General features: G+C 46.3%; 19 protein-coding genes and 3 pseudogenes. 13 read left to right on the forward strand and 9 right to left on the reverse strand.

The window, feature by feature from the left end:
- Nucleotides 1–62: 62 nt before the first annotated feature.
- The 13 genes and pseudogenes from RS881_RS09580 (at nt 63) to RS881_RS09640 (ending at nt 10,066) form a co-directional block, all read left to right on the forward strand.
- Nucleotides 63–1,268 carry an FtsW/RodA/SpoVE family cell cycle protein gene (locus tag RS881_RS09580; RefSeq protein ID WP_315820872.1) on the forward strand — a complete coding sequence of 402 codons (1,206 nt, stop codon included), beginning with the start codon at nt 63–65 and terminating at the stop codon, nt 1,266–1,268.
- Nucleotides 1,269–1,567: 299 nt separating this feature from the next.
- Nucleotides 1,568–2,172: pseudogene (locus RS881_RS09585) on the forward strand (UDP-N-acetylglucosamine--N-acetylmuramyl-(pentapeptide) pyrophosphoryl-undecaprenol N-acetylglucosamine transferase).
- A gap of 23 nt (nt 2,173–2,195) precedes the next feature.
- Nucleotides 2,196–2,608 (forward strand): annotated as a pseudogene (locus tag RS881_RS09590) (UDP-N-acetylglucosamine--N-acetylmuramyl-(pentapeptide) pyrophosphoryl-undecaprenol N-acetylglucosamine transferase).
- 13 nt (nt 2,609–2,621) lie between these two features.
- Nucleotides 2,622–2,996, forward strand: coding sequence for a Mur ligase domain-containing protein (locus tag RS881_RS09595; RefSeq protein ID WP_315820873.1), 375 nt, complete (start codon nt 2,622–2,624; stop codon nt 2,994–2,996).
- Nucleotides 2,997–3,131: 135 nt separating this feature from the next.
- Nucleotides 3,132–3,404 carry a Mur ligase family protein gene (locus RS881_RS09600; RefSeq protein ID WP_315820874.1) on the forward strand — a complete coding sequence of 91 codons (273 nt, stop codon included), beginning with the start codon at nt 3,132–3,134 and terminating at the stop codon, nt 3,402–3,404.
- Nucleotides 3,405–3,461: 57 nt separating this feature from the next.
- A complete protein-coding gene (locus tag RS881_RS09605) occupies nt 3,462–4,058 on the forward strand; it encodes a glutamate ligase domain-containing protein (protein ID WP_315820875.1) in 597 nt (198 codons plus the stop codon).
- 25 nt (nt 4,059–4,083) lie between these two features.
- Nucleotides 4,084–4,299: a hypothetical protein gene (locus RS881_RS09610; RefSeq protein WP_315820876.1), complete on the forward strand. Its 216-nt coding sequence runs from the start codon at nt 4,084–4,086 to the stop codon at nt 4,297–4,299.
- Nucleotides 4,296–5,072, forward strand: coding sequence for a cell division protein FtsQ/DivIB (locus tag RS881_RS09615; protein ID WP_315820877.1), 777 nt, complete (start codon nt 4,296–4,298; stop codon nt 5,070–5,072). The genes RS881_RS09610 and RS881_RS09615 overlap by 4 nt, the downstream gene beginning before the upstream one ends.
- A gap of 312 nt (nt 5,073–5,384) precedes the next feature.
- Nucleotides 5,385–6,623, forward strand: coding sequence for a cell division protein FtsA (ftsA, locus tag RS881_RS09620; RefSeq protein ID WP_315820878.1), 1,239 nt, complete (start codon nt 5,385–5,387; stop codon nt 6,621–6,623).
- A gap of 10 nt (nt 6,624–6,633) precedes the next feature.
- Nucleotides 6,634–6,765, forward strand: coding sequence for a hypothetical protein (locus RS881_RS09625; RefSeq protein ID WP_315820879.1), 132 nt, complete (start codon nt 6,634–6,636; stop codon nt 6,763–6,765).
- A 216-nt stretch (nt 6,766–6,981) separates the two neighbouring features.
- The gene (ftsZ, locus tag RS881_RS09630; protein ID WP_315820880.1) at nt 6,982–8,862 is read left to right on the forward strand and encodes a cell division protein FtsZ; all 1,881 of its coding nucleotides are present in this window, start codon (nt 6,982–6,984) and stop codon (nt 8,860–8,862) included.
- A 125-nt stretch (nt 8,863–8,987) separates the two neighbouring features.
- Nucleotides 8,988–9,410 carry a hypothetical protein gene (locus tag RS881_RS09635; RefSeq protein ID WP_315820881.1) on the forward strand — a complete coding sequence of 141 codons (423 nt, stop codon included), beginning with the start codon at nt 8,988–8,990 and terminating at the stop codon, nt 9,408–9,410.
- Nucleotides 9,368–10,066 (forward strand): epimerase, encoded by a 699-nt coding sequence (locus RS881_RS09640; RefSeq protein WP_315820882.1) that lies wholly within the window; start codon nt 9,368–9,370, stop codon nt 10,064–10,066. Before RS881_RS09635 ends, RS881_RS09640 begins: the two co-directional genes overlap by 43 nt.
- A gap of 251 nt (nt 10,067–10,317) precedes the next feature.
- On the opposite strand, the gene RS881_RS09645 is transcribed toward RS881_RS09640, so the two are convergent.
- The 9 genes and pseudogenes from RS881_RS09645 to RS881_RS09695 form a co-directional block, all read right to left on the reverse strand.
- Nucleotides 10,318–11,022, reverse strand: coding sequence for a hypothetical protein (locus RS881_RS09645; RefSeq protein ID WP_315820883.1), 705 nt, complete (start codon nt 11,020–11,022; stop codon nt 10,318–10,320).
- A gap of 258 nt (nt 11,023–11,280) precedes the next feature.
- Entirely contained in the window at nt 11,281–11,913 is a 633-nt protein-coding gene (locus tag RS881_RS09650; protein ID WP_315820884.1) for an ABC transporter ATP-binding protein, read from the reverse strand.
- Between the two features lie 42 nt (nt 11,914–11,955).
- Nucleotides 11,956–12,420 carry a hypothetical protein gene (locus tag RS881_RS09655; RefSeq protein ID WP_315820885.1) on the reverse strand — a complete coding sequence of 155 codons (465 nt, stop codon included), beginning with the start codon at nt 12,418–12,420 and terminating at the stop codon, nt 11,956–11,958.
- Nucleotides 12,421–12,745: 325 nt separating this feature from the next.
- Complete coding sequence (locus RS881_RS09660) at nt 12,746–14,074, reverse strand: enoyl-CoA hydratase/isomerase family protein (protein WP_315820886.1); 1,329 nt, start codon at nt 14,072–14,074, stop codon at nt 12,746–12,748.
- Between the two features lie 110 nt (nt 14,075–14,184).
- Nucleotides 14,185–15,150, reverse strand: coding sequence for a 3-hydroxyacyl-CoA dehydrogenase family protein (locus RS881_RS09665; protein ID WP_315820887.1), 966 nt, complete (start codon nt 15,148–15,150; stop codon nt 14,185–14,187).
- 262 nt (nt 15,151–15,412) lie between these two features.
- Complete coding sequence (locus RS881_RS09670; RefSeq protein WP_315820888.1) at nt 15,413–16,282, reverse strand: NAD(P)-dependent oxidoreductase; 870 nt, start codon at nt 16,280–16,282, stop codon at nt 15,413–15,415.
- Between the two features lie 136 nt (nt 16,283–16,418).
- A pseudogene (metG, locus tag RS881_RS09680) lies at nt 16,419–18,441 on the reverse strand (methionine--tRNA ligase); the annotation flags it as partial.
- 359 nt (nt 18,442–18,800) lie between these two features.
- Nucleotides 18,801–20,192 carry a hypothetical protein gene (locus RS881_RS09690; protein WP_315820892.1) on the reverse strand — a complete coding sequence of 464 codons (1,392 nt, stop codon included), beginning with the start codon at nt 20,190–20,192 and terminating at the stop codon, nt 18,801–18,803.
- Nucleotides 20,102–21,016, reverse strand: coding sequence for an RNA polymerase sigma factor (locus RS881_RS09695; RefSeq protein ID WP_315820893.1), 915 nt, complete (start codon nt 21,014–21,016; stop codon nt 20,102–20,104). Before RS881_RS09695 ends, RS881_RS09690 begins: the two co-directional genes overlap by 91 nt.
- Nucleotides 21,017–21,122: the final 106 nt, after the last annotated feature.

The following is a 21,122-nucleotide window of genomic DNA, read 5'->3' on the forward strand; positions in this document are numbered from 1 at the left end:
AGCCCTGGCAGTCTTTTGAGCAGGACGAAGGGGATAAAGCGATTTGGGCCATCGTATTGGTTTTGGCGCTGGTATCTATGCTGGTAGTGTATAGCTCTACCGGCTTGCTGGCTTATAAATACAACCGGGGCAATACAGAGATCTATCTGTTCAAGCAGATCATGTTCATCATCGTAGGTATGGCGGTGATCTACTTTTCGCACCGGGTAAATTATTCTTTGTATTCAAGAGTGGCAAGGATATTGTTTTTAATATCCATTCCGCTCTTGATATATACATTATTCTTTGGGGTTCGACTGAATGAGGGTAGCCGTTGGATAAGGCTGCCTATTATCAATCTTACCTTTCAAACTTCCGACCTCGCCAAGCTGGCCTTGTTCATGTATCTGAGCAGGCTCTTGAGCAAGAAGCAGGATAAGATCAAAGATTTCAGGCAGGGGTTTATACCGGTCATGTTGCCAGTTGTTGTTATTTGTATTCTGATTGCACCGGCTAACCTGTCGACCGCCTTGCTGGTAGGTGCTACCAGTATGTTGTTGATGTTTATAGGACGGGTAAGTACGAAGCATTTGATGATGACCATCGGGTTGCTGGCCATTCCGGTAGTGATCCTTGTTACCATTGCGGTAGCTTATTACGATAAAGACGAGGGAAAAACAAAAGACCTGCCCGCCATTCTGGAAGCAGGGCGTTTGCCTACCTGGATCAAACGGGTACAGAACTTTGTATACGACAGTAAGCTGGCGGATAAAGATGAGAATTACCAGATCAACCAGGCTAAGATCGCCATTGCAAAGGGGATGTTGGGACTGGGGCCAGGGAATAGTGAAACGAGGAATTTTCTGCCACACCCTTACTCTGATTTCATCTTTGCGATCATTATTGAGGAGTATGGTATCATCGGCGGAGCCTTTATCATATTGATCTACCTGTTATTCCTGTTGCGGAGTATCAGGGTATTCCGGAAATGCCCTTATGCCTTTGGGGCTTTCCTGGCATTGGGGCTGAGTTTTACACTGGTGATCCAGGCATTGATCAATATGGCTGTAACGGTGAATTTGTTCCCGGTAACGGGGGTGACTTTGCCGCTGGTGAGTATGGGTGGCAGCTCCTTTCTCTTTACCTGTTTGTCGATTGGTATTATTCTAAGTGTAGCGAGGAATGTGGAGCAGTCGGAAGGGCAGTTGGCGGCAGCGCAAGTAGGGGCAAAGCCGAAGCCGAAAGCGAAAGCCAAGGCAGCTGAAGAAGAAGAGTCGGAAGAGGAATAGTGAGTGTGGAATCGGCAATCGTGAATCGGCAATTCGTTTGCTTCGAGGGGCACAAGTACGATTGCACGCTGAGCCGGGCTGCATACTTGCGCCAGTGAAAGGAGTGGTGAGTGGTGAGTGGTGAGTGGTGAGTGGTGAGTGGTGAGTGGTGAGTGGTGAGTGGTGAGTGGTGAGTGGTGAGTGGTGAGTAAAAATTAGAGCCGGACAAGGTAGTAAAAATATTAGACAGATATAAGCTTGAACAAAAGATCATCATAGCTGGAGGTGGAACAGGCGGGCATATTTTCCCGGCCATTGCCATTGCCAATGCACTGCGGAAAATAGATTCGTCGGTAGAGATATTGTTTATCGGCGCCAAGGGGAAGATGGAAATGGAGAAAGTGCCGCAGGCTGGTTATCCCATTCAAGGACTGGATATTGCCGGTTTCAACAGGAACTCATTGCTGAAGAATTTCAGTTTGCCCTTTAAATTGATCAAGAGTTTTTCCAGGTAAGAAAGATCGTTACTGATTTTATGCCTGATGCAGTGGTAGGGGTAGGCGGTTATTCCAGTTTCCCGGTTTTGCGTTATGCACAAGCAAGGGGTATCCCTACATTCATTCATGAGTCGAACTCCTTTGCCGGTAAGTCGAACATGATGTTGGGAAAGAAAGCCACTCGTGTGTTTGTGGCTGGTGATGGAATGGAGAAGTTCTTTCCGGCCGAAAAGTTAATGATCACCGGTAATCCGGTTCGCAGTGCTATTGTTACCAATTCCAGCAGCCGTGAACAGGGTATGGAGTTCTTTGGATTGGATAAAACGAAGAAAACGGTATTGGCTACCGGCGGCAGCCTGGGAGCCAAGGGGATCAATGAAGCCCTGGACGCACAAATTGAGTTGTTTGTAAAAATGATATTCAACTGATCTGGCAAACGGGTAAACCCTATGTGGAAAAAGCCAGTGAGCGGGCGGTAGAGCATAAGAATATCTGGGTAAATAGTTTTATTACTCAAATGGGCCTGGCCTATGCCGCTGCTGATGTGGTGATTTCCCGGTCGGGCGCCATGGCCATTGCTGAATTGTGTGTAGTAAAAAAGCCAGCTGTGCTGGTACCCTATCCTTTGCAGCGGAAGACCACCAAACGGTCAATGCCCAACACCTGGTAGATAAGCAGGCGGCCATCATGGTAAAAGACAGTGAAGCGAAAGACAAGTTGGTAAGTACCGTAATTGCGTTGGTGAAGGATGAGCAAAAGCAAGCCCAGCTGAAAGAGAATATAGGAAAGTTGGCGATCACAGATGCGGATGATGTCATTGCAAGGGAGATATTAATGGTCGTGAATGCAAACGTGGGCAAGTAATTGATTGACATTTATGATCGAGTTAAAAGATATACAGAAGGTTTACTTTATTGGGATAGGCGGAATTGGCATGAGTGCATTAGCAAGGTATTTCAAGTTTCATGGTCGTGCCGTAAGTGGGTACGACAAAACGGAAACCCCACTTACCCGGAAGTTGACGGAAGAAGGGATACCGGTGCATTATGAGGAGGATCTGTCAAAAGCCCCGCAGGATGTGCAGTTGGTAGTATATACACCGGCTGTACCCAAGACCCATAAGGAGCTGGTGTATTATCGGGAAAATAATTATACGCTGCTCAAACGCAGTGAAGTACTGGGTTTGATCACCAATAGTTCTTTAATATTTGTGTGGCGGGTACGCATGGCAAAACTACGGTCAGCACCATGACAGCGCACCTGTTGCGTGATAGTGGTTACGGTTGTAATGCTTTTTGGGAGGCATTGCTGTGAATTATAACAGTAATTACTGGAGTAATGAGCGGAATGTATGTGTGGTGGAAGCGGATGAGTACGACCGGAGCTTTTGCGCCTTAGCCCTGATATAGCCGTGATCACTTCCATGGATGCGGATCACCTGGACATCTACGGTACGCCGGAAGCGATGGAAGAAGCCTTTATCGAGTTTTCCGGTAAGGTGAAACCAGGCGGTTGGCTGCTGAGTAAATATGGTTTGCCCAGATCGAAAGACCTGAAGGCGGTAAACCACCTTACTTATAGTTTGACTGATCAGGGCGCGTCTGTTTATGCTGCCAATATCCGTAACCAGTACGGCAGTTACATTTTGATGTGGTCATGAAAGACTGGCAGTTGAAGGATGTGGTGTTGAATATGGGGGCTGCACAATATTGAAAATGTGATCGTGGGTATTACGGTGGCGCATCACCTGGGTATTGACGATGATAAGATAAAGGCAGCGGTGGAACGGTTTACGGGAGTGAAGCGGCGATTTGAATACATTGTAAAGCTGCCAGCATCAATGGAGAAAAGTAATGAGGCGTTGGTTTTTGTAGATGATTATGCGCACCATCCGGAAGAGTTGAGGGCATTGATCACAGGAGCTAAGAACCTGTTTCCTGAAATGCAATGTACGGTACTGTTTCAACCGCACCTGTTTAGCAGGACGCGGGATTTTGCGGATGAATTTGCTGCTACACTGGATATGGCCGATGAGGTGGTGCTTTTACCCATCTACCCGGCCAGGGAATTGCCGATGGAAGGAGTAAGCAGTCAGATGATCCTGGAACGCATGAAGAATAGGGATCGACAAATATTGGATAAGCAAGCTTTATTGAGTTGGGTGGAAGGAGAAGTAAATAAAAGAAAAGAAGCTGTTGGAGAAACAGGCAGGGAGCACGCAGGGCGAAAAGGCTGGTTGTTGATAACCGCAGGCGCAGGTGATATTGATGCGCTGGTTCAACCAATCAAAAATATCATTGAACAAAAGTATTAATCATTACCCTGGATTCCAAGGTCTGTTGTACCCATCTGAAGGTCGGGGACTGGTGGATGGGCGTCTTGAATTGAACATGAAATTGAACCGTCATATCAGGAAGTTGTTGTTTGTCGGCCTCTGGTCCATCATTGGGGCTGGTGTGCTGGTATTGCTGGTGGCGGCGATCAGGAATAGAAAGGATAAAACCTGTGCGGGTTATGAGATCAGCCTGACGGGTGAGGGGGGCAATGGTTTATGAATAAGAAGGAGGTGGTTGATATCCTGACAGGTAATGGATCGGTTGCGCTGAAAGGCCGGTCGCTGAAAAGGTTTGACCTGCGTGGTATGGAGGAACGGTTGCAAAAGAATGTATGGATCAGGGATGCTGAATTGTACTTTGACAACAACGAGGTGCTGCAGGTAAAGATTGCAGAGCGGGAACCTATTGCGCGCATTTTTACGGCTACGGGCAATAGTTTTTATATAGATAGCAGTTGTGAAAAACTTCCTTTATCGGATAAGTTGTCGGCCAAGCTACCGGTATTTACTGGATTCCCATCTGATAAGTTGCGGGTGAATAGTGCCGACAGTACCTTATTGCAGCATATCAAACAAGTGAGTCTGTTCATTCAGCAGGATTCATTTTGGATGGCGCAGGTAGCTCAAACGGATATTCTACCTGATAGGAAATTCGAAATGATACCCATGGTGGGCAATCATATCATCGAGTTTGGCGATGGTGCCAACTATGATAAGAAGTTTGCGCGGTTGCTACAATTCTACAAGCTGGTATTGAGTAAGACAGGGATGGATGTTTATGAGCGGTTGAATGTGCAATATGACCGTCAGGTGATTGGGATTAAGAAAGGTAGTTATGTAAGCAGGGTTGATTCGGCACAGGCTGCCCGGAATATGCAAGACCTGGTGGCGTCGGCACAAAAGGCCATGATCGATTCGGCCAATAAGCAAGATGCGCGGGCAGCACAGGTATTGACTTCGGTGAATGCTTCACCGGCTAAAAACGACGACTGAAAAACCTCCCATATCCGTAGTGACCGCCCCGAAGGGGACGAACAACGTGCGTAAAAATTCATCCTTGAAAGGCCTTTCCTATGAAACCACCCGAAAACCAGTGAAGAAAGCGGCTCCTGTGAAGAGGCCTCAGCCAAAGGCGGTGATGCCGAGGAAAACATAGAAAACAGAATACAGGAGACAGAATACAGAAGGAATACAGGATTGAAGTTTGGAAGGGAAGTAGGGGACAAAGGAGAGAAAATAGCATGTAGAATACAGAAAAACAGAAAGCACCTAATCAATCATACCAACAACTAAAAACAGGATAGCATGAACAACGAGCAACAACCCATCATTGTCGGACTGGACATTGGTACGACAAAGATCGCAGCTATTGCCGGCCGAAAGAATGAATTCGGCAAACTGGAGATCATTGGTTTTGGCCGGGCCAATTCCAATGGGGTGAAGCATGGACAGGTATTGAACATTGATGAAACGATCAAGGCCATCCAGATGGCTTTGGACAATTGTTATACTTCCAACCCCAACCTGGAGATCAGCGAGGTGTATGTAGGTATTGCAGGTCATCATATCAAGAGCCTTCAAACCCGTGGCGATATTGTACGCCACCAAACGGATGAAGAAATTACACAGCGTGAAATAGACCAGCTGATCGCTGATCAATATAAAACGTATATCCCTGCCGGCGATCAGATCATTGATGTGATACCGCAGGAGTTTACGGTAGATAATTTTCAGAATATCCCCAATCCCATTGGATATGGTGGGGTAAAGGTGGGTGCTAATTTTCACATCATCACGGGCGATAAGAATGCGATCCGTAATATCAGTCGCTCGGTAGAAAAGAGCGGCCTGATCACGAAGGACCTGGTATTGCAACCGCTGGCTTCGGCTGCTGCTGTAATGGGGCATGAAGACCTGGAAGCGGGCGTGGCTATTGTTGATATTGGTGGTGGTACTACGGACCTGGCTGTATTTTATGAAGGTATTCTGAAGCATACGGCAGTAATTCCATTTGGTGGTGAGAATATTACCAATGATATCAAAACTGGTTTAGGGGTATTAAAAACGCAGGCGGAGCAAATGAAGGTGCAGTTTGGTAGTGCACTGGCCAATGAAGCCCGTGGCAATGCCTTTATTACGATCCCGGGATTGCGTGGTATGCCGGCCAAAGAGATCAGTGTGAAAAACCTGGCCAATATTATCCAGGCGCGTATGAGTGAGATCATGGATTTTGTGACTTACCACTTGAAGCAGGTAGGGCTGGATAACCGCACGCTGAATGGCGGTGTGGTATTAACGGGTGGAGGTTCGCAACTACGGCACCTGATACAGCTTACTGAATATGTGACGGGCCTGAATGCACGTATTGGTTTCCCGACGGAACACCTGGCAGGCGGTCATATTGAGGAATTGGCCAAGCCAACCTATGCTACCTGTATCGGTCTGATCTTAAAAGGATACAGTGATTATGAGCATAACCGCAAGCAGTTTGAGCACCGCTTCAGGAAAGTAGAAGTGCCTGAAGGGTTAAAGAAAAAATGCTGATACAGAAGAGGTGATGCATACAGCAACAGAAGAAATGCCCTTGGAAAGAGTTAAGAATAGAAAGGGTATTAAAGATTTCTGGGGCAAGTTTAAGGATGGCATTATTGATCTGTTTAAGGAAGAAGAGGATCATGCGTTGTAAGGAAATAATTTAGAATACAGAATACGGGAGACAGAAGATTGGATATAGTATTTAGCATGGAGCTTTTTGCATTTAGTGTTAAACATTCAACCTATTGAAAAACTGGATTGGTTATTGGTTTATGGTTCCTTGTTAATTTACTAACCTGTTATTTTTAATAGTCTCTTGATGGGCTTTCAAGGAGAGTAAGGCCTTGGTGAGACAAAAAAGAAAGCTATGATTCATTTTGATTTACCGAAAGAAAAATCATCTATCATCAAGGTTATTGGTGTAGGTGGTGGTGGCAGCAATGCAGTAAACCACATGTTCGATCAGCAGATTGACGGCGTTAACTTCATTATCTGCAATACAGATGCACAGGCTATTGCTACGAGCAAAGTGCCCAATAAGGTGCAGTTAGGACCACACCTTACGCAAGGGCTGGGTGCAGGCGCCAATCCCGATATTGGCCGCCAGGCTACTGAAGAGAGCCTGGAGGAGATTCGCCGTATACTGGAAGTAAATACCAAAATGGCATTTATTACTGCTGGTATGGGCGGTGGAACGGGAACAGGCGGTGCGCCAATCATCTCTAAAATATGTAAGGACCTGGGTATCCTCACAGTGGGTATTGTTACGACTCCTTTCTCTTATGAGGGAAAGAAGCGTCAGTTGCAAGCTGAGGAAGGTATCCGGATACTGAAACAATATGTGGATACGCTGCTGGTGATCAGCAACGATAAATTGCGTCACCAGTTTGGCAACCTTAAAATGAAAGAAGCATTTGCGAAAGCAGATAATGTACTGGCAACAGCCGCCAAGTGTATTACTGATGTGATCAACAGTACTGGACAGATCAACGTTGACTTTGCCGATGTATGCACTGTTATGCGGAATGGTGGTGTAGCTATATTGGGCAATGCTTCGGTGGGTGGTGAAGGAAGGGCACAGCGAGCTATTGAAGAAGCCATGAACTCTCCGTTGCTGAATGATAATGAGATCAGCGGTGCTAAATGGATACTGATCAATATCAACTCTGCCGAAGGTGAACATGAGTTTACAATGGATGAAGTGGATATTATTCAGAATTATTTGTTGAGCTCGGCCGGTGAAGGAACTGATGTGATATTGGGTATGGGCTATGATAATTCGCTGGGCGATCAGATAGGTATTACGCTGATTGCTACGGGTTTTGAGTATAAAGATCCATTTACCAAGAAGGAAGAGAAAAAAGTAGCCCCTAAGAAGGAGGAAAAGATCGTATTGTCCTTAAATCCTGAGCCAGCGCCTAAAGCTACTATGGCTAAGGAGGTGAAAGCAACAGCACCGGAGCCTAAGAAGGAAAAACCGGCGGTGGTAGAACCTCCAATTAAAGAGGAACTGGCGCCCAAACTGGTGGATACAGAGCCTGCTCCTAAGTTTACTCCATTGGTTCTTTTTACGAATGAGGACGATAGTAAAAATACTGTGGACAAAAAGACGGAGGAGGAAAAGATTGAATGGGTACTTTCGCAGCCATCCATACCTGCCGAAACGCCCGCGAACGTATCCAACCAGTCAACAACATCAGCCACTCAATCGAGTAAAAATAATTCTTCGACGTCTGCAGCGTCCGGAGGATACCTGGCCAGGCCTACCAATATTTATGCAGAACCGAAATCAGAAGAATCCATTCCTGACCATTCTCCTGTGAAGGAACCAGTCTTGCATACGAGTGCAAAAACAATCCAGGAAGATGATGCTTCCAACGATATGCAACTCGTATTCAAAGACGATATTCCAGCGGCGGAGGAGCCTGGGGCCCATCAACCTCACCCTATTGTTATGGCGAATGCTTCTGTTGAGGAACCTGCTTTGCAGGACGAAGCAGAGGAACAAAAACGCCGGGCAGCAGAGCGGATACAGAAATTACGTAATCTGTCATTCAACATCAATGCTGCCGATCCTAACAATGAGTTTGAAACTGTGCCGGCTTACATCCGCCGCAATTTGGAATTGTACAATACCATCACCAATGTAGAGAATTTCTACAGCAATTACGAAGTCAAGGCGGACGAAAATAATAACGGGCAGATCTCTACCATCAATACGTTCCTGGATGGTAAGAATCCCGATTAAGATAGTTCTGTACCTCAAGTCCCTGCAAAAATGAAGTCTATTTAAACATGCAGCGATTGTTGTTTTTAGTTGTTTCCCTCCTGATTCCTCAGGAGGGATTTTTTTGATCGCTGATTGAATCGCAGATGATACGGATTTTATGGATTTCGCTGATCATTTATACCTGTAATGTGTGGATCCTGTTGAATTGTGCGGGATGGAATAACGGGTTACAAGCGAGTAAGTTTTTTTGTACCTTGAACGGCGAATCTTTTCATATAAATAACTCTCCTTATGTCAACCATTCTCATTACTGGTGGTACAGGATTGGTAGGGAAGGCGGTCTCAAGTTATTGATCAGTAAAGGTCACCAGGTTATTGTATTAACGCGGGGCGCTTCTGCTGCGGGTAATAGCAATTATTCCAAAGCGCATTGGGATCCTGATCAACAAGTAATTGATGTGGTGGCTATCCAGCAGGCAGATTATATTATTAACCTGGCGGGTGCTGGCGTGGCAGATAAGCGATGGTCAAAAAGAGAAAGCAGGAGATTGTTGATAGCCGGGTGAAAAGTGGAGCGCTGCTGGTAAAAGCGTTGACAGAAAATAGCAATAAAGTTAAGGCTGTAATTAGCGCCTCTGGCATTGGCTGGTATGGCGATGATTTGAAGAAGGCACGTGGCAAACATGCTTTTACTGAAGATGATCCGGCAGGTACTGAATTTTTGGGTGAGACCTGCCGGGTATGGGAAGCAAGTGTTGATCCTATCCAGGACGTATTGGGCAAAAGGCTGGTAAAATTCCGGATAGGTGTGGCGTTGAGTAAAGAAGGCGGGGCCTTGAAAGAATTCTGTAAGCCGGTTCGTTTTGGAGTAGCTGCCATTCTTGGAAATGGTAAACAAGTGATCAGTTGGATACATATGGATGACCTGGCAAGGCTGTTCTTATATGCCATTGAGCATGAACAGGTGCAGGGTGTTTACAATGCGGTGGCGTCGCAACCGGTTACCAACAAGAATTTTACGCTTTTATTGGCGGAAAAGATCAAAGGCCGTTTCAATATCCCCTTTTATGTTCCTTCTTTCGTATTAAAAATCGTAGTGGGTGGCCTTAGCATTGAATTGCTGAAAAGTGCTACGGTAAGCAATAACAAAATAGGGCAGGCTGGATTCCAGTTCCTGTATCCTACTATTGAGGCAGCCCTGAGTGATCTTACAAAGGAGTAAGGCAACGAGGGAGCAAGGCATTGAGGCAACGGGGGCGGCTCCACGATAACTATAAAGCCGGAGGCTTTGAAATAGACGTCACCACCCAGAGGCTGGAGACTTAAGAGCTGCCCCTGGAAGGGCAACCCACCCTGCGATAGGTTCAGGCTGACCTTATAAATCGTCCCGCTCAAATTTGCGACTGATAAAAACAAAATAAGCTACCAGGTACAGCAAGGCTGTTATTAAGAGGGCGGTGTAATTGGGTGCTCTTAGTATCTGGCGTTGGGCATTTTCAAATAAAGGGAAAGGTATGAGGGTATCGGTTGACTCAATGGGAGGTAGCGACCTGTATAATCGAGGTAGCGGTTCATCAATCCGCCTATCAGGTTTTCCAAAACCAATGCATACAGGAAAAATATACCAATAGCCAATCCTCCTCTCTTGAAGAGTATAGCAAATAATAAAGCCACTAAGGAATAGCTTAAAGCCTGGATAAAGAAGTAAAATAGGTACACCATTTTTTCAGTGCTGAATGGTTCACCTTGTGTCAGACCAAATATACAGGCGGTTATGGACACTACTATAGTGGAGATCAGGGCGCCTATAACAGCCATCACCAATTTAAGGGAAATGAATTCACGGCGGCTCCAGCCATCGATCACATTCTGGCGGTGTGTTTTGAAGCTGTACTCATTGGTTACAAATATGATCATGAGCAGGCCGGGCAGGAACAGGAGAAAGCTACTGATATAGGTGGTCATATGCCATACCTGGGGAAATGCAAAGGGTGGCGCACCAATGATCATTTCTGCCATTCCTTTGGCTTGCTTTTCTTCGTAAATGGCCTGTTGAATACGAAATACAATATAGTTTGCCCCAAATATGCTCACGATGTACAGGATGGACAGGATCCAGAAAGTGCGGTAGTTCTTGAGTTTGAGCCATTCTATGGATAGACGTTGCAGCATGATCATTTGTTGTTTTGGGTAAGTTCAAAGAATTTGGCTTCGAGGCTCTTTTGCGCAGGCGCAGGTGATTGAGGGTAATGCCTTTGTCAAAGCAAAATTTATTCACCGCTTCCAGGTTAGCGGTACCTGTAGGGAAAGACATATCTACATGGAGTTCATTCATAGCCACCCTACTAGCGCCCGGGAAGGGTTGCAAGGCTACGAGTAATTGTTGCGTATTAACGGCTCCGGCTTCTACAATATCTTCCTGTATCAGTATTTCATCTACATGACCATGGGTGATGAGGGTGCCTTTTGCAGGATGGCAACATGGGTACAAACTTTCTCTACTTCATCCAGGAGGTGACTGGCCATAATTATGGTCTTACCTTCGCGGTTCAGTTTTTTGATCAGTTCCCTTGTTTCAGCTATGCCTTCGGGATCGAGGCCATTGGTAGGTTCATCAAAGATCATCACTTCCGGATTGCCCAGCAGGCAGGAAGCGATGGCCAGGCGTTGTTTCATACCCAGGGAATAGGTACTGAATTTGGACAGCTTGCGCTGGTCCAGTTTTACCACTTTCAATACATGGTCTATATCTTCGCGGCCACGGCCTTTGATGCGGGCGGCAATTTCGAGGTTCTGCACGGCATTGAGGTAGTGGTAAAAGTTAGGTGTTTCCAGGAAAGTACCTATTTGGCTGCGATGCTGGTTGGTGGGCTTTTCATCAAAGAGTTTAATGGACCCTGAGGTGGGGCGCAGGATATCCATGATAATGCCCAGCATGGTGGTTTTTCCACTCCCATTGGGGCCCAGTATACCATATACAGCTCCCTTGGGAACGGTAAAGGATACACCTTTGAGGGCCTGGATAATACCGTAATTTTTATGAAGATTATCGACAGAGAGAATGGGCATGTAAGCAGGTTTATGCTATAAAGATGGTAATTTCTTTTACTGTTAAAAGTTCCCGGGGAGATGTTTTTCGTGGTACATGCTGGAAAACTCACCTACCATTGCCAAGCCTTGTTGGTTAAAATCCAGCTTATGTAGTTTCAGGGCTTCGATATCGGTTGTCAACACTTTTCGATGCCGGGGATCGAGGGTGCCGCCATCTTGTCCTGGTAAGGCGGTGGGCGAGTATTGAAAAGGTGGATCAACGATGGTGCCACGCGGGTACATAATACCAGGAATACCACCTCCCCGAATATCGAGGTTTTTAGGATGCACCAACCCGAGGGTATGACCGTATTCGTGGGCTGCGGTGGTGGGTGTTTGTAATAGGTTGTCCAATTTAAAGTAGCCTGTGTTGCAGGCTATTTCATCTACAAAGGAAATATTGCCGGTAACAAATTCTTCAATGCGGAAGTAGTTGTGGCGGGGCTGATCATTGTACCATACTTTTTCGGGTGGAAGATCGGCCACATAATAGCCTTCAATATTAAATCGGATGGTATAGGTATGGTGTTTAAGGTTAATGATGGCCCGGGGTTCATTCCAGCAGTTGCTGATGTCTTCAGCAATTTTACCGGCCAGTTCGGGGAAGCGGCATCTCCGTAAAAAAAGAATAGGGAATGAATGATGAGTTCTCCCGACGATTTATTGAGTTCGGCTTCTCCCATGAAATGGTTGGTGGTTAGGATGATCAAGATATTGATTAATTGGGACAAAAAAGGGCGCAACGGTGAATGTTGCGCCCAGGGTTTTCTCATGTGACCCTTTTATCAGTAAACGTGTAACAGACTTGGTTTTAGTTGCGTACGGGCTTTCCGCCTTTCAGTACGCTTTGGATCCTTTCAGGGTCTTCTTTTTCTCCACAGAGGCTCAGGAAAGCTTCTCTTTCGAGGTCCAGGAGGTATTGTTCTGAAACGGTTGATTGTTCGCTCAGATCGCCTCCACACATAACGTAAGCCAGCTTTTTAGCTACTACCACATCATGATCGGTAGCATAGCCTGCTCTCCACATTCCGTTGATACCGGCAAATAAGGCTCCTAGTGCTGAACGGCCCAATACTTTTACATCGGTACGTTGTACGGGTGTTATATAGCCACTATCATAAATTTCCAATACACTTTTTTTCGCTTCTGCTATACGGCGACCCTGGTTCAAAATTACTTCATCATGGCCTTTACGCAGGATGCCGAGGTCGAAGGCTTCGGCAGCAGAGGTAGCTACTTTGGCTGTAGCGATCGTGAGAAAGCGGTTTTTCAAGGTAATGGTCTCGGGTTCATCTTCGTGCATTTCATCGGCAGCACGGAGAGCAAATTCTTTGGTGCCACCACCGCCGGGAATAAGACCTACACCCAATTCCACCAGCCCGATATAAGTTTCAGCAGCGGGACATACTTTATCGGCGTGGAGACTTAATTCGCAGGCACCTCCTAAAGATAAGGCATGTGGAGCTACTACAACAGGTACGGAAGAATAACGTGCACGCATCATGGTATTCTGGAACAATCGGATGGCCATATCCAGTTCATCATATTCCTGTTCGATGGCCAGCATAAAGATCATCCCCACATTGGCGCCAGCGCTGAAGTTAGTACCTTCATTGGCAACCACCAAACCCTTATACTTATTTTCGGCGAGTGATATGGATTTTTGAATGCCTTCCAGTACGTCGCCGCCAATGCTTCCCATTTTGGTATACCATTCCAACCCGATCACATCTTCGCCCAGGTGGTAAGTACGACAGGAGCCGTTCTTCCATACTGTTTGATTTTCAAAGTTCTTCATCACTATGAAGGCTTCGCCACCAGGGAGTGACTTATATGACTTAGACGCCAGATCATAGTATTGCTTTTGTCCATTCTCAACTTTGAAGAAGGTTTTTATACCGGCAGCCAGCATTTCCTCTACCCAGGGGGCTACTGTATAGCCTGCGTCTTTCATTTTCTTGACGGAGCTTCCCACACCCAGCACATCCCAACTTTCAAAGGCGCCTATTTCCCATCCAAAGCCGGCCATCATGGCATCGTCTACACGGTAAATATCGTCACTGATCCCGGGGATGCGGTGGGATATATAGGAGAACAGGCCATAATGGAAATGGCGGTAAAAATCGCCTGCTTTATCCATGCCTGTATATAAGGCTTTTAACCTTGTTTTGAGGTCATCAATGGGTTTAGCAGCCTCTACAGAAGCAAATTTTGGCTTCTTACGGGGCTCATATTCCAGTGTTTTGAGATTCAGTACCAGGATCTCTTTTTCACCACCGCCGCCTTTGGTCTTTTGAAGAAACCCTGCCCGGTTTTATCGCCCAGCCATTTGTTCTCAACTATTTTATCGAGCCAGGCGGGTATGGCAAATGTGTTTTTAGCTTCGTCATCAGGACAGTTATCGTGTACGCCTTTGGCTACTTTTACGAGGGTATCAATGCCCACTACATCGGCGGTGCGAAAGGTGGCCGATTTGGGACGGCCAATGATGGGGCCTGTTAAGGCGTCGATCTCATCAATGGTTAACCCCATTTTTGCTACCAGGCCAAAGATGGCCATGATGCCGTATACGCCAATGCGGTTGGCAATAAAGGCTGGAGTATCTTTACACAGTACGGTGGTTTTGCCCAGGTACAGATCGCCATAATGTAAAAGGAATTCAATGACTTCGGGATCGGTATGCGGGGTGGGTATTATTTCCAGTAAACGTAAGTAGCGGGGCGGATTGAAGAAGTGTGTTCCGCAGAAATGTTTTTTGAAATCCTCGTTCCTGCCTTCGGCCATCAGGTGAATGGGAATGCCAGAGGTATTGGAGGTGATGAGGGTGCCGGCTTTCCGGTATTTTTCTACTTCAGTAAAGATCTGTTGTTTGATGTCAAGCCTTTCCACTACAACCTCAATGATCCAGTCGCAGTCGGCAATATCTTTCATATTGTCGGTGAAATTGCCGGTCTTTATTTTCTTTACAGCTTCCTTTGTATATACGGGGGAGGGGTTGGATTTGATGGCTGCGGCCAGGGCATCGTTAACGATGCGGTTCTTAACGGCCAGGTGATCGATGGGTAATCCTTTGGCCTTTTCTGCGTCGGTCAACTCCTTAGGCGCCATGTCCAATAGCAACACCTGTAAACCTATTCCCGCAAAATGGCAAGCGATACGTGATCCCATGACCCCACTACCCAGTACGGCAACTTTCCTGATGAGGCGTTTTGACATAGAATAATTAGTTAGTTAAACAACTATTTAACCCGAAGGTAATAAAAAGACGGAATAAAAAAGCCCGCCCTGGTATAGCTTAACACCAGGGCGGACAGCTTGTTTGGAAACCCTAGAAAGACTGGACAGGGGGATGCATGCCCTGATAGAGGCAGGAGATTGCCCGGGGACCAGGTCTCTGAAAAGTCTCTATAAGGTCTCTAAAATGTCTCTGAAAGGTCTCTGTATCGATAACCGAACCAGCCAAAGGTGTTATTGATAATCATTGTTTTGCAGCCAGGGAAACTGCACTCCAATCAATGGTTTCTTTTCCATTGTTTACCAGTTGGGTCAGGTGGCCTTTCAGCAGATCGGCCAGGGGCAGGGATTGGTTGGCGGCAGCTCCTTGCTCCAGCACCAGGTTCAGGTCCTTAAGGCCCAGTTTAGCGGTAAAAGCAGCGGGTTCAAACTGTTGGTTCAGGATGATCTTGCTATAGTTTTGATAAATGGGCGCATTAAAGATAGTTTGGCCAAACATATCCCACATTTTATGGGCATCTACACCGCTTTGCTGTGCCAGTTGTATGCTTTCTCCCATGGCTTCGAGGGCGGCGGCAATCAAGAAATTACCGCATAGTTTAACGGTGTTGGCAGTGAGGATATCATCGCCAAAGTCCCATACGCCTACACCACCAGCCTCCTTTAAAAGGGGCGTAGCTTGTTCACGCACTGTTTGTTCTCCAGATATTACGAAGTTGAGTTTCCTGGCAACCGCAGCTTCGGGTCGGCCGAAAACGGGAGCTGATAAATAATGTTGGCCTTTTTCCTGGTGCAGGGCTGCGAGTTCGGCAGCAGTTTTGGCCAGGATGGTGCTCATAGAAATATGCAAGCTGCCGGGTTTGAGGTGTTGCAACAGGCCACCTGGACCTGTTGTGATGGTTTGCAGGGCTGCATCATCGGCTACCATGGTAAACACGATATCAGTGGCTTTAGCGAGTTCTTCTACTGTTGTGCATACAATAGCTCCTTTATCGGCCAGTGGTTGGGCTTTGGCAATGGTGCGGTTGTAGACAAATAGTTGTTGATGGCTTTCCAATAAATTAAGTGCGATGGGGGTACCGAGGCTTCCGAGGCCAATGAATCCGTATTTCATGTAAAAAGAGTTTTTAGGTGTGTGAATCGACTGCTTCGAACTGGGAGTTCACAGATTGGTATCAATAACAAAAAGCCCCTTCCATTGTTGGCAGGGGCTTCGTGATATTATTGTTACCAGGTTGTGTGAACTAAACTTAGCTTACGCCTGATCCTTCATCTACTTTGTTATCGGGATTGACGAAATGTAACTTACCTGATTTGTCTTCGGCCATCAGGATCATGCCATTGCTTTCAATGCCTTTCATTTTCCGGGGGCCAGGTTGGTAACAACTACAACTTGTTTTCCCAATATCTCTTCGGGTTTGAAGTGCAGGGCGATACCGGATACAATGGTACGTTTTTCAAAACCCAGGTCTACTTCCAGCTTCAGCAACTTATCGGCCTTGGCTACTTTCTCTGCGGCCAGGATGGTGCCTACCTTGAGATCTATCCTGGCGAAATCGTCGTAGACGATTTCTGCTTTGGTATTTAGTATGTCAGCCTCTTTTGCTTCGGCGGTTGTTGTTTGCTTAGCCGTGTTTGGTTTTACGGCATTGGCTTTCAGTTTATCTATCTGGGCCTGTATTTCTGAGTCTTCTATTTTTTTAGGGAACAACAATTGTGGTTCACGCAAACTATAGCCTACACTTAATAATTTGGTTTTACCGGCATTTTCCCAATCCAGTATTTTATCAACCACCTTCATTTTATGGATCATTTTCTGGGCAGTGAAAGGCAGAAATGGATTGATCAATATGGCGAGGTTGGCTGTTAATTGCAAACAAACATGCAAACAGTTATCGATGCGCTTTTGGCTTTCAGGGTTAGTAGTTAATGATTTGGCTACTATCCAGGGCTCTTTCTTTTGTAAATATTTATTACCATCACTGGCCAGTCTGATGATCTCAAACAGGGCATCACGGAATTTATATTGTTCCAGCAAGTCTTCTACCTTTGATTTGGTAACTGCAAACGCGGCTAGCATATCTTCATCTTCTTTGTCTGCAATATTGGCATGTAATGGAGGTACTTTGCCATTGCAAAGTTTGTGCATGAGTACAAAGGCACGATTCTCGAAGTTGCCGAATATATCTACCAATTCGCTGTTCACTCTTGTCTGGAAGTCTTTCCAGGTAAAGTCATTGTCTTTTGTTTCCGGTGCATTGGCACAAAGTACATACCGAAGAAGGTCTTGTTGATCGGGAAAATCTTTCAGGTATTCATCTATCCATACGGCCCAATTGCGGCTGGTGGATACTTTCTCGCCTTCCAGATTCAGGAACTCATTGGCAGGTACATTATCGGGCACTATAAAGCTGCCATGGGCTTTGAGCATGGCAGGGAATACGATACAATGGAAAACGATATTGTCCTTGCCGATAAAGTGCACCAGTTTGGTATCCTCTTTTTGCCAGTAGTCGGCCCACTGATCGGTTAGTTCTTTGGTAGCACTGATGTACCCAATGGGGGCATCAAACCACACGTACAGCACTTTGCCCTCGGTATTGGGCAGGGGTACTTTTACACCCCAGCTGCTATCCCGGGTCATGGCGCGGCTTTGCAAACCACCATCAATCCAGCTTTTGCATTGACCGTATACGTTGTTTTTCCATTCCTTGTGACCTTCCAGTATCCATTCCTTGAGCCAGGGCTCATAGTTTTGTAAGGGTAAATACCAGTGTTTGGTTTTCTTCTTAATGGGAACAGCATCGCTTAAGGCGCTGCGTGGGTTGATGAGTTGCTCGGGGCTGAGGGAAGATCCACAGCGTTCGCACTGATCACCATAAGCATTTTCATTGCCACATACAGGGCAGGTGCCTACAATATAACGGTCGGCGAGAAAGGTATTGGTTTTCTCGTCGAAGTATTGTTCTGTTTCCTTTTCTTCAAACAGTCCATCATCGTACAGCTTTTTAAAGAAGCCGGCGGCTGTTTCGTGGTGGATCTTATTGGAGGTTCGGGAATAAATGTCGAAAGAGATGCCCATTTGCTCAAAACTGTCTTTCATCAGGGCATGGTATTTATCTACTACCTGTTGGGGGTGATGCCTTCTTTCATAGCGCGAATGGTGATGGGTACACCATGTTCATCACTGCCGCAGATGAATTTAATATCCTGTTTGCGTGCACGCTGGTAGCGTACGTAAATGTCGGCTGGAATATAACAGCCTGCCAGGTGTCCGATGTGCACAGGGCCATTGGCATAGGGGAGGGCTGCTGTTACCAGGTATCGTTTATAATCTGTCATTGTCAAATCGTCTATTTAGCTTGAAAAACCTTGCCGGGAAGGGTAGCGCCGGGCGGACATTAAGTCTGTAAGCACTTTTATGAACCAGGGCGGCAAAGGATAGCAAAAATAGCTAATTAGGGGCACACATAAAAGGAATGAGCCGCCCAGAAGGACAACTCACCTGCTTAACCTGCATATAAAGCAGGTACTTTATGGAAGAGAAAGGCTAAGTGCTTGCAATTTTTGGCGGAATTGCTGGGGTGTGGTTTCTTCAAAGGCCAGGTTACCAATCTCCTCTTTGTCGGTATTCAATTCCTGAATACAGGCCATGACTTTCCGTTTTTGATGCCAATGCATACAATTTTGACATTTTCTCCCTTTGGTACCTTGCCGAAACTGATCCGATCGTCTTTATAAGCACCAGGCATGACCGATTTGTACCGGGTGAAAACAATATGGGACACCATGCTGCCGGGATCAAATCCGGTACCGGGCTTGAAGGTGAATAATACTCCAGGACCCCGGGTATTGTTGAATTTATCACAATTGAACCAGCCCAGGTTGGTAATGGTGAAATTGTATTTGTCCATAAGCTGGTGACGTTCATCCAGGGCGATGCTATCTGTGCGGAATCTTTCCAGTACGCGAATACTGTCTGCTGGCGACAATAGTTTCTTACGCAGGGCTTGGCGGAAGGTCATTTCAACTGAATCGCCGGCAATGGATAGTCTTTCTGCACGGATACGGTAACGGGCGGTGGGTACTACATGAACGCGTTTTATTTTGATTATTTCAAAATATTCATTGGAGTGTGCTCTAAGTTTGGTCTTCATTTCATCGTTGGACAAGGGGCAGTTCTTGGCAACATAGAACCAGGCTTTTACTTTCCGGCGGCGTTCTACATGATAGGGATCACCATAAGGATCCAATACGATGATGCGGCGATTGAGGGGATCGCTGAATTTTTGTTCTTGTCCTTCGGATATCCAGTCGATATCGCCTTTTTCATCGGTTATTCTTTTGAGGTAATGAACGGTATCGATCATGCGGTTGTCCAGGAATTTGGCTACCGCTGCATTTTTAAGGCTGCTCCTGACTCCCCGGAACAATTGCATTTGCTCGTCGACTTTAGTAGCAGGCATTTGGAGTTTGATGTTTTTGCCTGCACCAAGTCGGGCATTTTCGCCGTTTATGGTAGCGGTTATATTTACCATACCGCCAGAGATCAACTGTTCTCCACCGGAGGTGGTACTCAACTTGGCCGCGATGATATCATCATAGGTATAATATTCCCGCAATACAATGGTTATGACATCGTTGCTTACGACGCCTTTTTTGTTGGCAAAGGCAAAAGCCGGAATAACCAGGCGGGTGCCTTCTTTACCAATAAGTACGGTATCCTGATCGGGTGGAATGTTAAACCGGTTGACGGGTTTGTCGAGCATATTATAAAACTCGTTGATGCGGGCTTCCGCTTCCCGGGGGCTAAGGGTAATTGTGGCGGCGGTGGTTTCTCTTTCCTGCCGGGGTTCTAGTCTAGGTGCCCTTTCTATGTTTTCGATTGATTGCTCATTGTTGGTAGGGAGAGATACCCTGTTTGGTTCGTTGGTTATTGGGTTTTGAGGTTTTGGAAGTTCCGTTGGATTGCGAACAGGGTTATTGGGTGTGGCCTTTTTCGATGTATGAGTATGATCAGCCATTTTAACGCGTATGGGCCGTGGTTTTGAGGTGGTTCCCAATAGGGTAGTAGCTGATAGGGATTGTTTTTGGGGTTGTGTGGTGGCTGTTTTTGAGCCAACACTTTTGCTGTGGCTGCTTTCTTTTTTGACTTGATGGTGGTAAGGGCCACCAGGGTGATCACGGTAACCACGGTAAAGCCTCCCAGGTATTTGATGATATGCCGGGTTGACAGGAGACGATATCCTTTGGGTGCCGGGGGAACAGTGGTAGGTTTCAGCAATCCTCTCATTTGCTCCCAGTGGGTATCGGCATTGCCGGCATCCTGCTGGTACTCTTCTTCCTTTTTACGGAAGAAGTCATCAATATGGTGTTGTTCAGATCGCATTAGAGTAAATTTCTTTTTCAATAAGTTGTCCAGTTTATGTTTTAAGAGGCGCCTGGCTTCATTAACATGCCATTTGGAGGTACCTATGGCGATACCGAGTGCCTGACCAATCTCTTCATGTTTATAGCCTTCCAAGGCAAAGAGGTTAAAGACAAGGGCGGTATTGCGGGGCAATTCCTGCAGGAGGCGCATGACATCATTGGCCGAAAGCCGGTTATAGATATCCGGATGGGTTGAATTGTTGTCGTTGGTTACTATTTCAAGGGGCTGGTGATTGAACTTTGCCTGTCGGCGGCAATGGTCTATACAGGTGTTGACGATGATGCGCCGTACCCACCCCATCCAGTCGCCCCGTCCTTCATATTGGTGTAGGGTATTGAAAACCTTTAGCATGCCTTCATTGTACAGGGAGGCTGCTTCGTCAGCATCGCGGGCATAACGGGCGCACAATTTTATCATGCCGGGATAACAGGCACGGTAAAGGGCTTCCTGGCTTTGCAGATGTTGTTTTTACAACCTTCAATAAGATCCTCCCGGTTAGTTGGCACGATGGGTTTAAAATAGT

This window comes from Paraflavitalea speifideaquila, from assembly GCF_032395985.1.
GTDB classification, from domain to species: domain Bacteria; phylum Bacteroidota; class Bacteroidia; order Chitinophagales; family Chitinophagaceae; genus Paraflavitalea; species Paraflavitalea speifideaquila.

What these genes read in the sequence shown, in the direction of transcription:
- RS881_RS09695 (WP_315820893.1), bottom strand. Translation starts at nt 21,016, where the DNA reads ATGATAAAATTGTGCGCCCGTTATGCCCGCGATGCTGACGAAGCAGCC.
- RS881_RS09640 (WP_315820882.1), top strand. Translation starts at nt 9,368, where the DNA reads ATGGTCAAAAAGAGAAAGCAGGAGATTGTTGATAGCCGGGTGAAAAGT.
- RS881_RS09670 (WP_315820888.1), bottom strand. Translation starts at nt 16,282, where the DNA reads ATGAAATACGGATTCATTGGCCTCGGAAGCCTCGGTACCCCCATCGCA.
- RS881_RS09635 (WP_315820881.1), top strand. Translation starts at nt 8,988, where the DNA reads ATGATACGGATTTTATGGATTTCGCTGATCATTTATACCTGTAATGTG.
- RS881_RS09660 (WP_315820886.1), bottom strand. Translation starts at nt 14,074, where the DNA reads ATGGATAAAGCAGGCGATTTTTACCGCCATTTCCATTATGGCCTGTTC.
- RS881_RS09665 (WP_315820887.1), bottom strand. Translation starts at nt 15,150, where the DNA reads ATGTCAAAACGCCTCATCAGGAAAGTTGCCGTACTGGGTAGTGGGGTC.
- RS881_RS09690 (WP_315820892.1), bottom strand. Translation starts at nt 20,192, where the DNA reads ATGGCTGATCATACTCATACATCGAAAAAGGCCACACCCAATAACCCT.
- RS881_RS09650 (WP_315820884.1), bottom strand. Translation starts at nt 11,913, where the DNA reads ATGCCCATTCTCTCTGTCGATAATCTTCATAAAAATTACGGTATTATC.
- RS881_RS09615 (WP_315820877.1), top strand. Translation starts at nt 4,296, where the DNA reads ATGAATAAGAAGGAGGTGGTTGATATCCTGACAGGTAATGGATCGGTT.
- ftsA (WP_315820878.1), top strand. Translation starts at nt 5,385, where the DNA reads ATGAACAACGAGCAACAACCCATCATTGTCGGACTGGACATTGGTACG.
- ftsZ (WP_315820880.1), top strand. Translation starts at nt 6,982, where the DNA reads ATGATTCATTTTGATTTACCGAAAGAAAAATCATCTATCATCAAGGTT.
- RS881_RS09645 (WP_315820883.1), bottom strand. Translation starts at nt 11,022, where the DNA reads ATGATCATGCTGCAACGTCTATCCATAGAATGGCTCAAACTCAAGAAC.
- RS881_RS09595 (WP_315820873.1), top strand. Translation starts at nt 2,622, where the DNA reads ATGATCGAGTTAAAAGATATACAGAAGGTTTACTTTATTGGGATAGGC.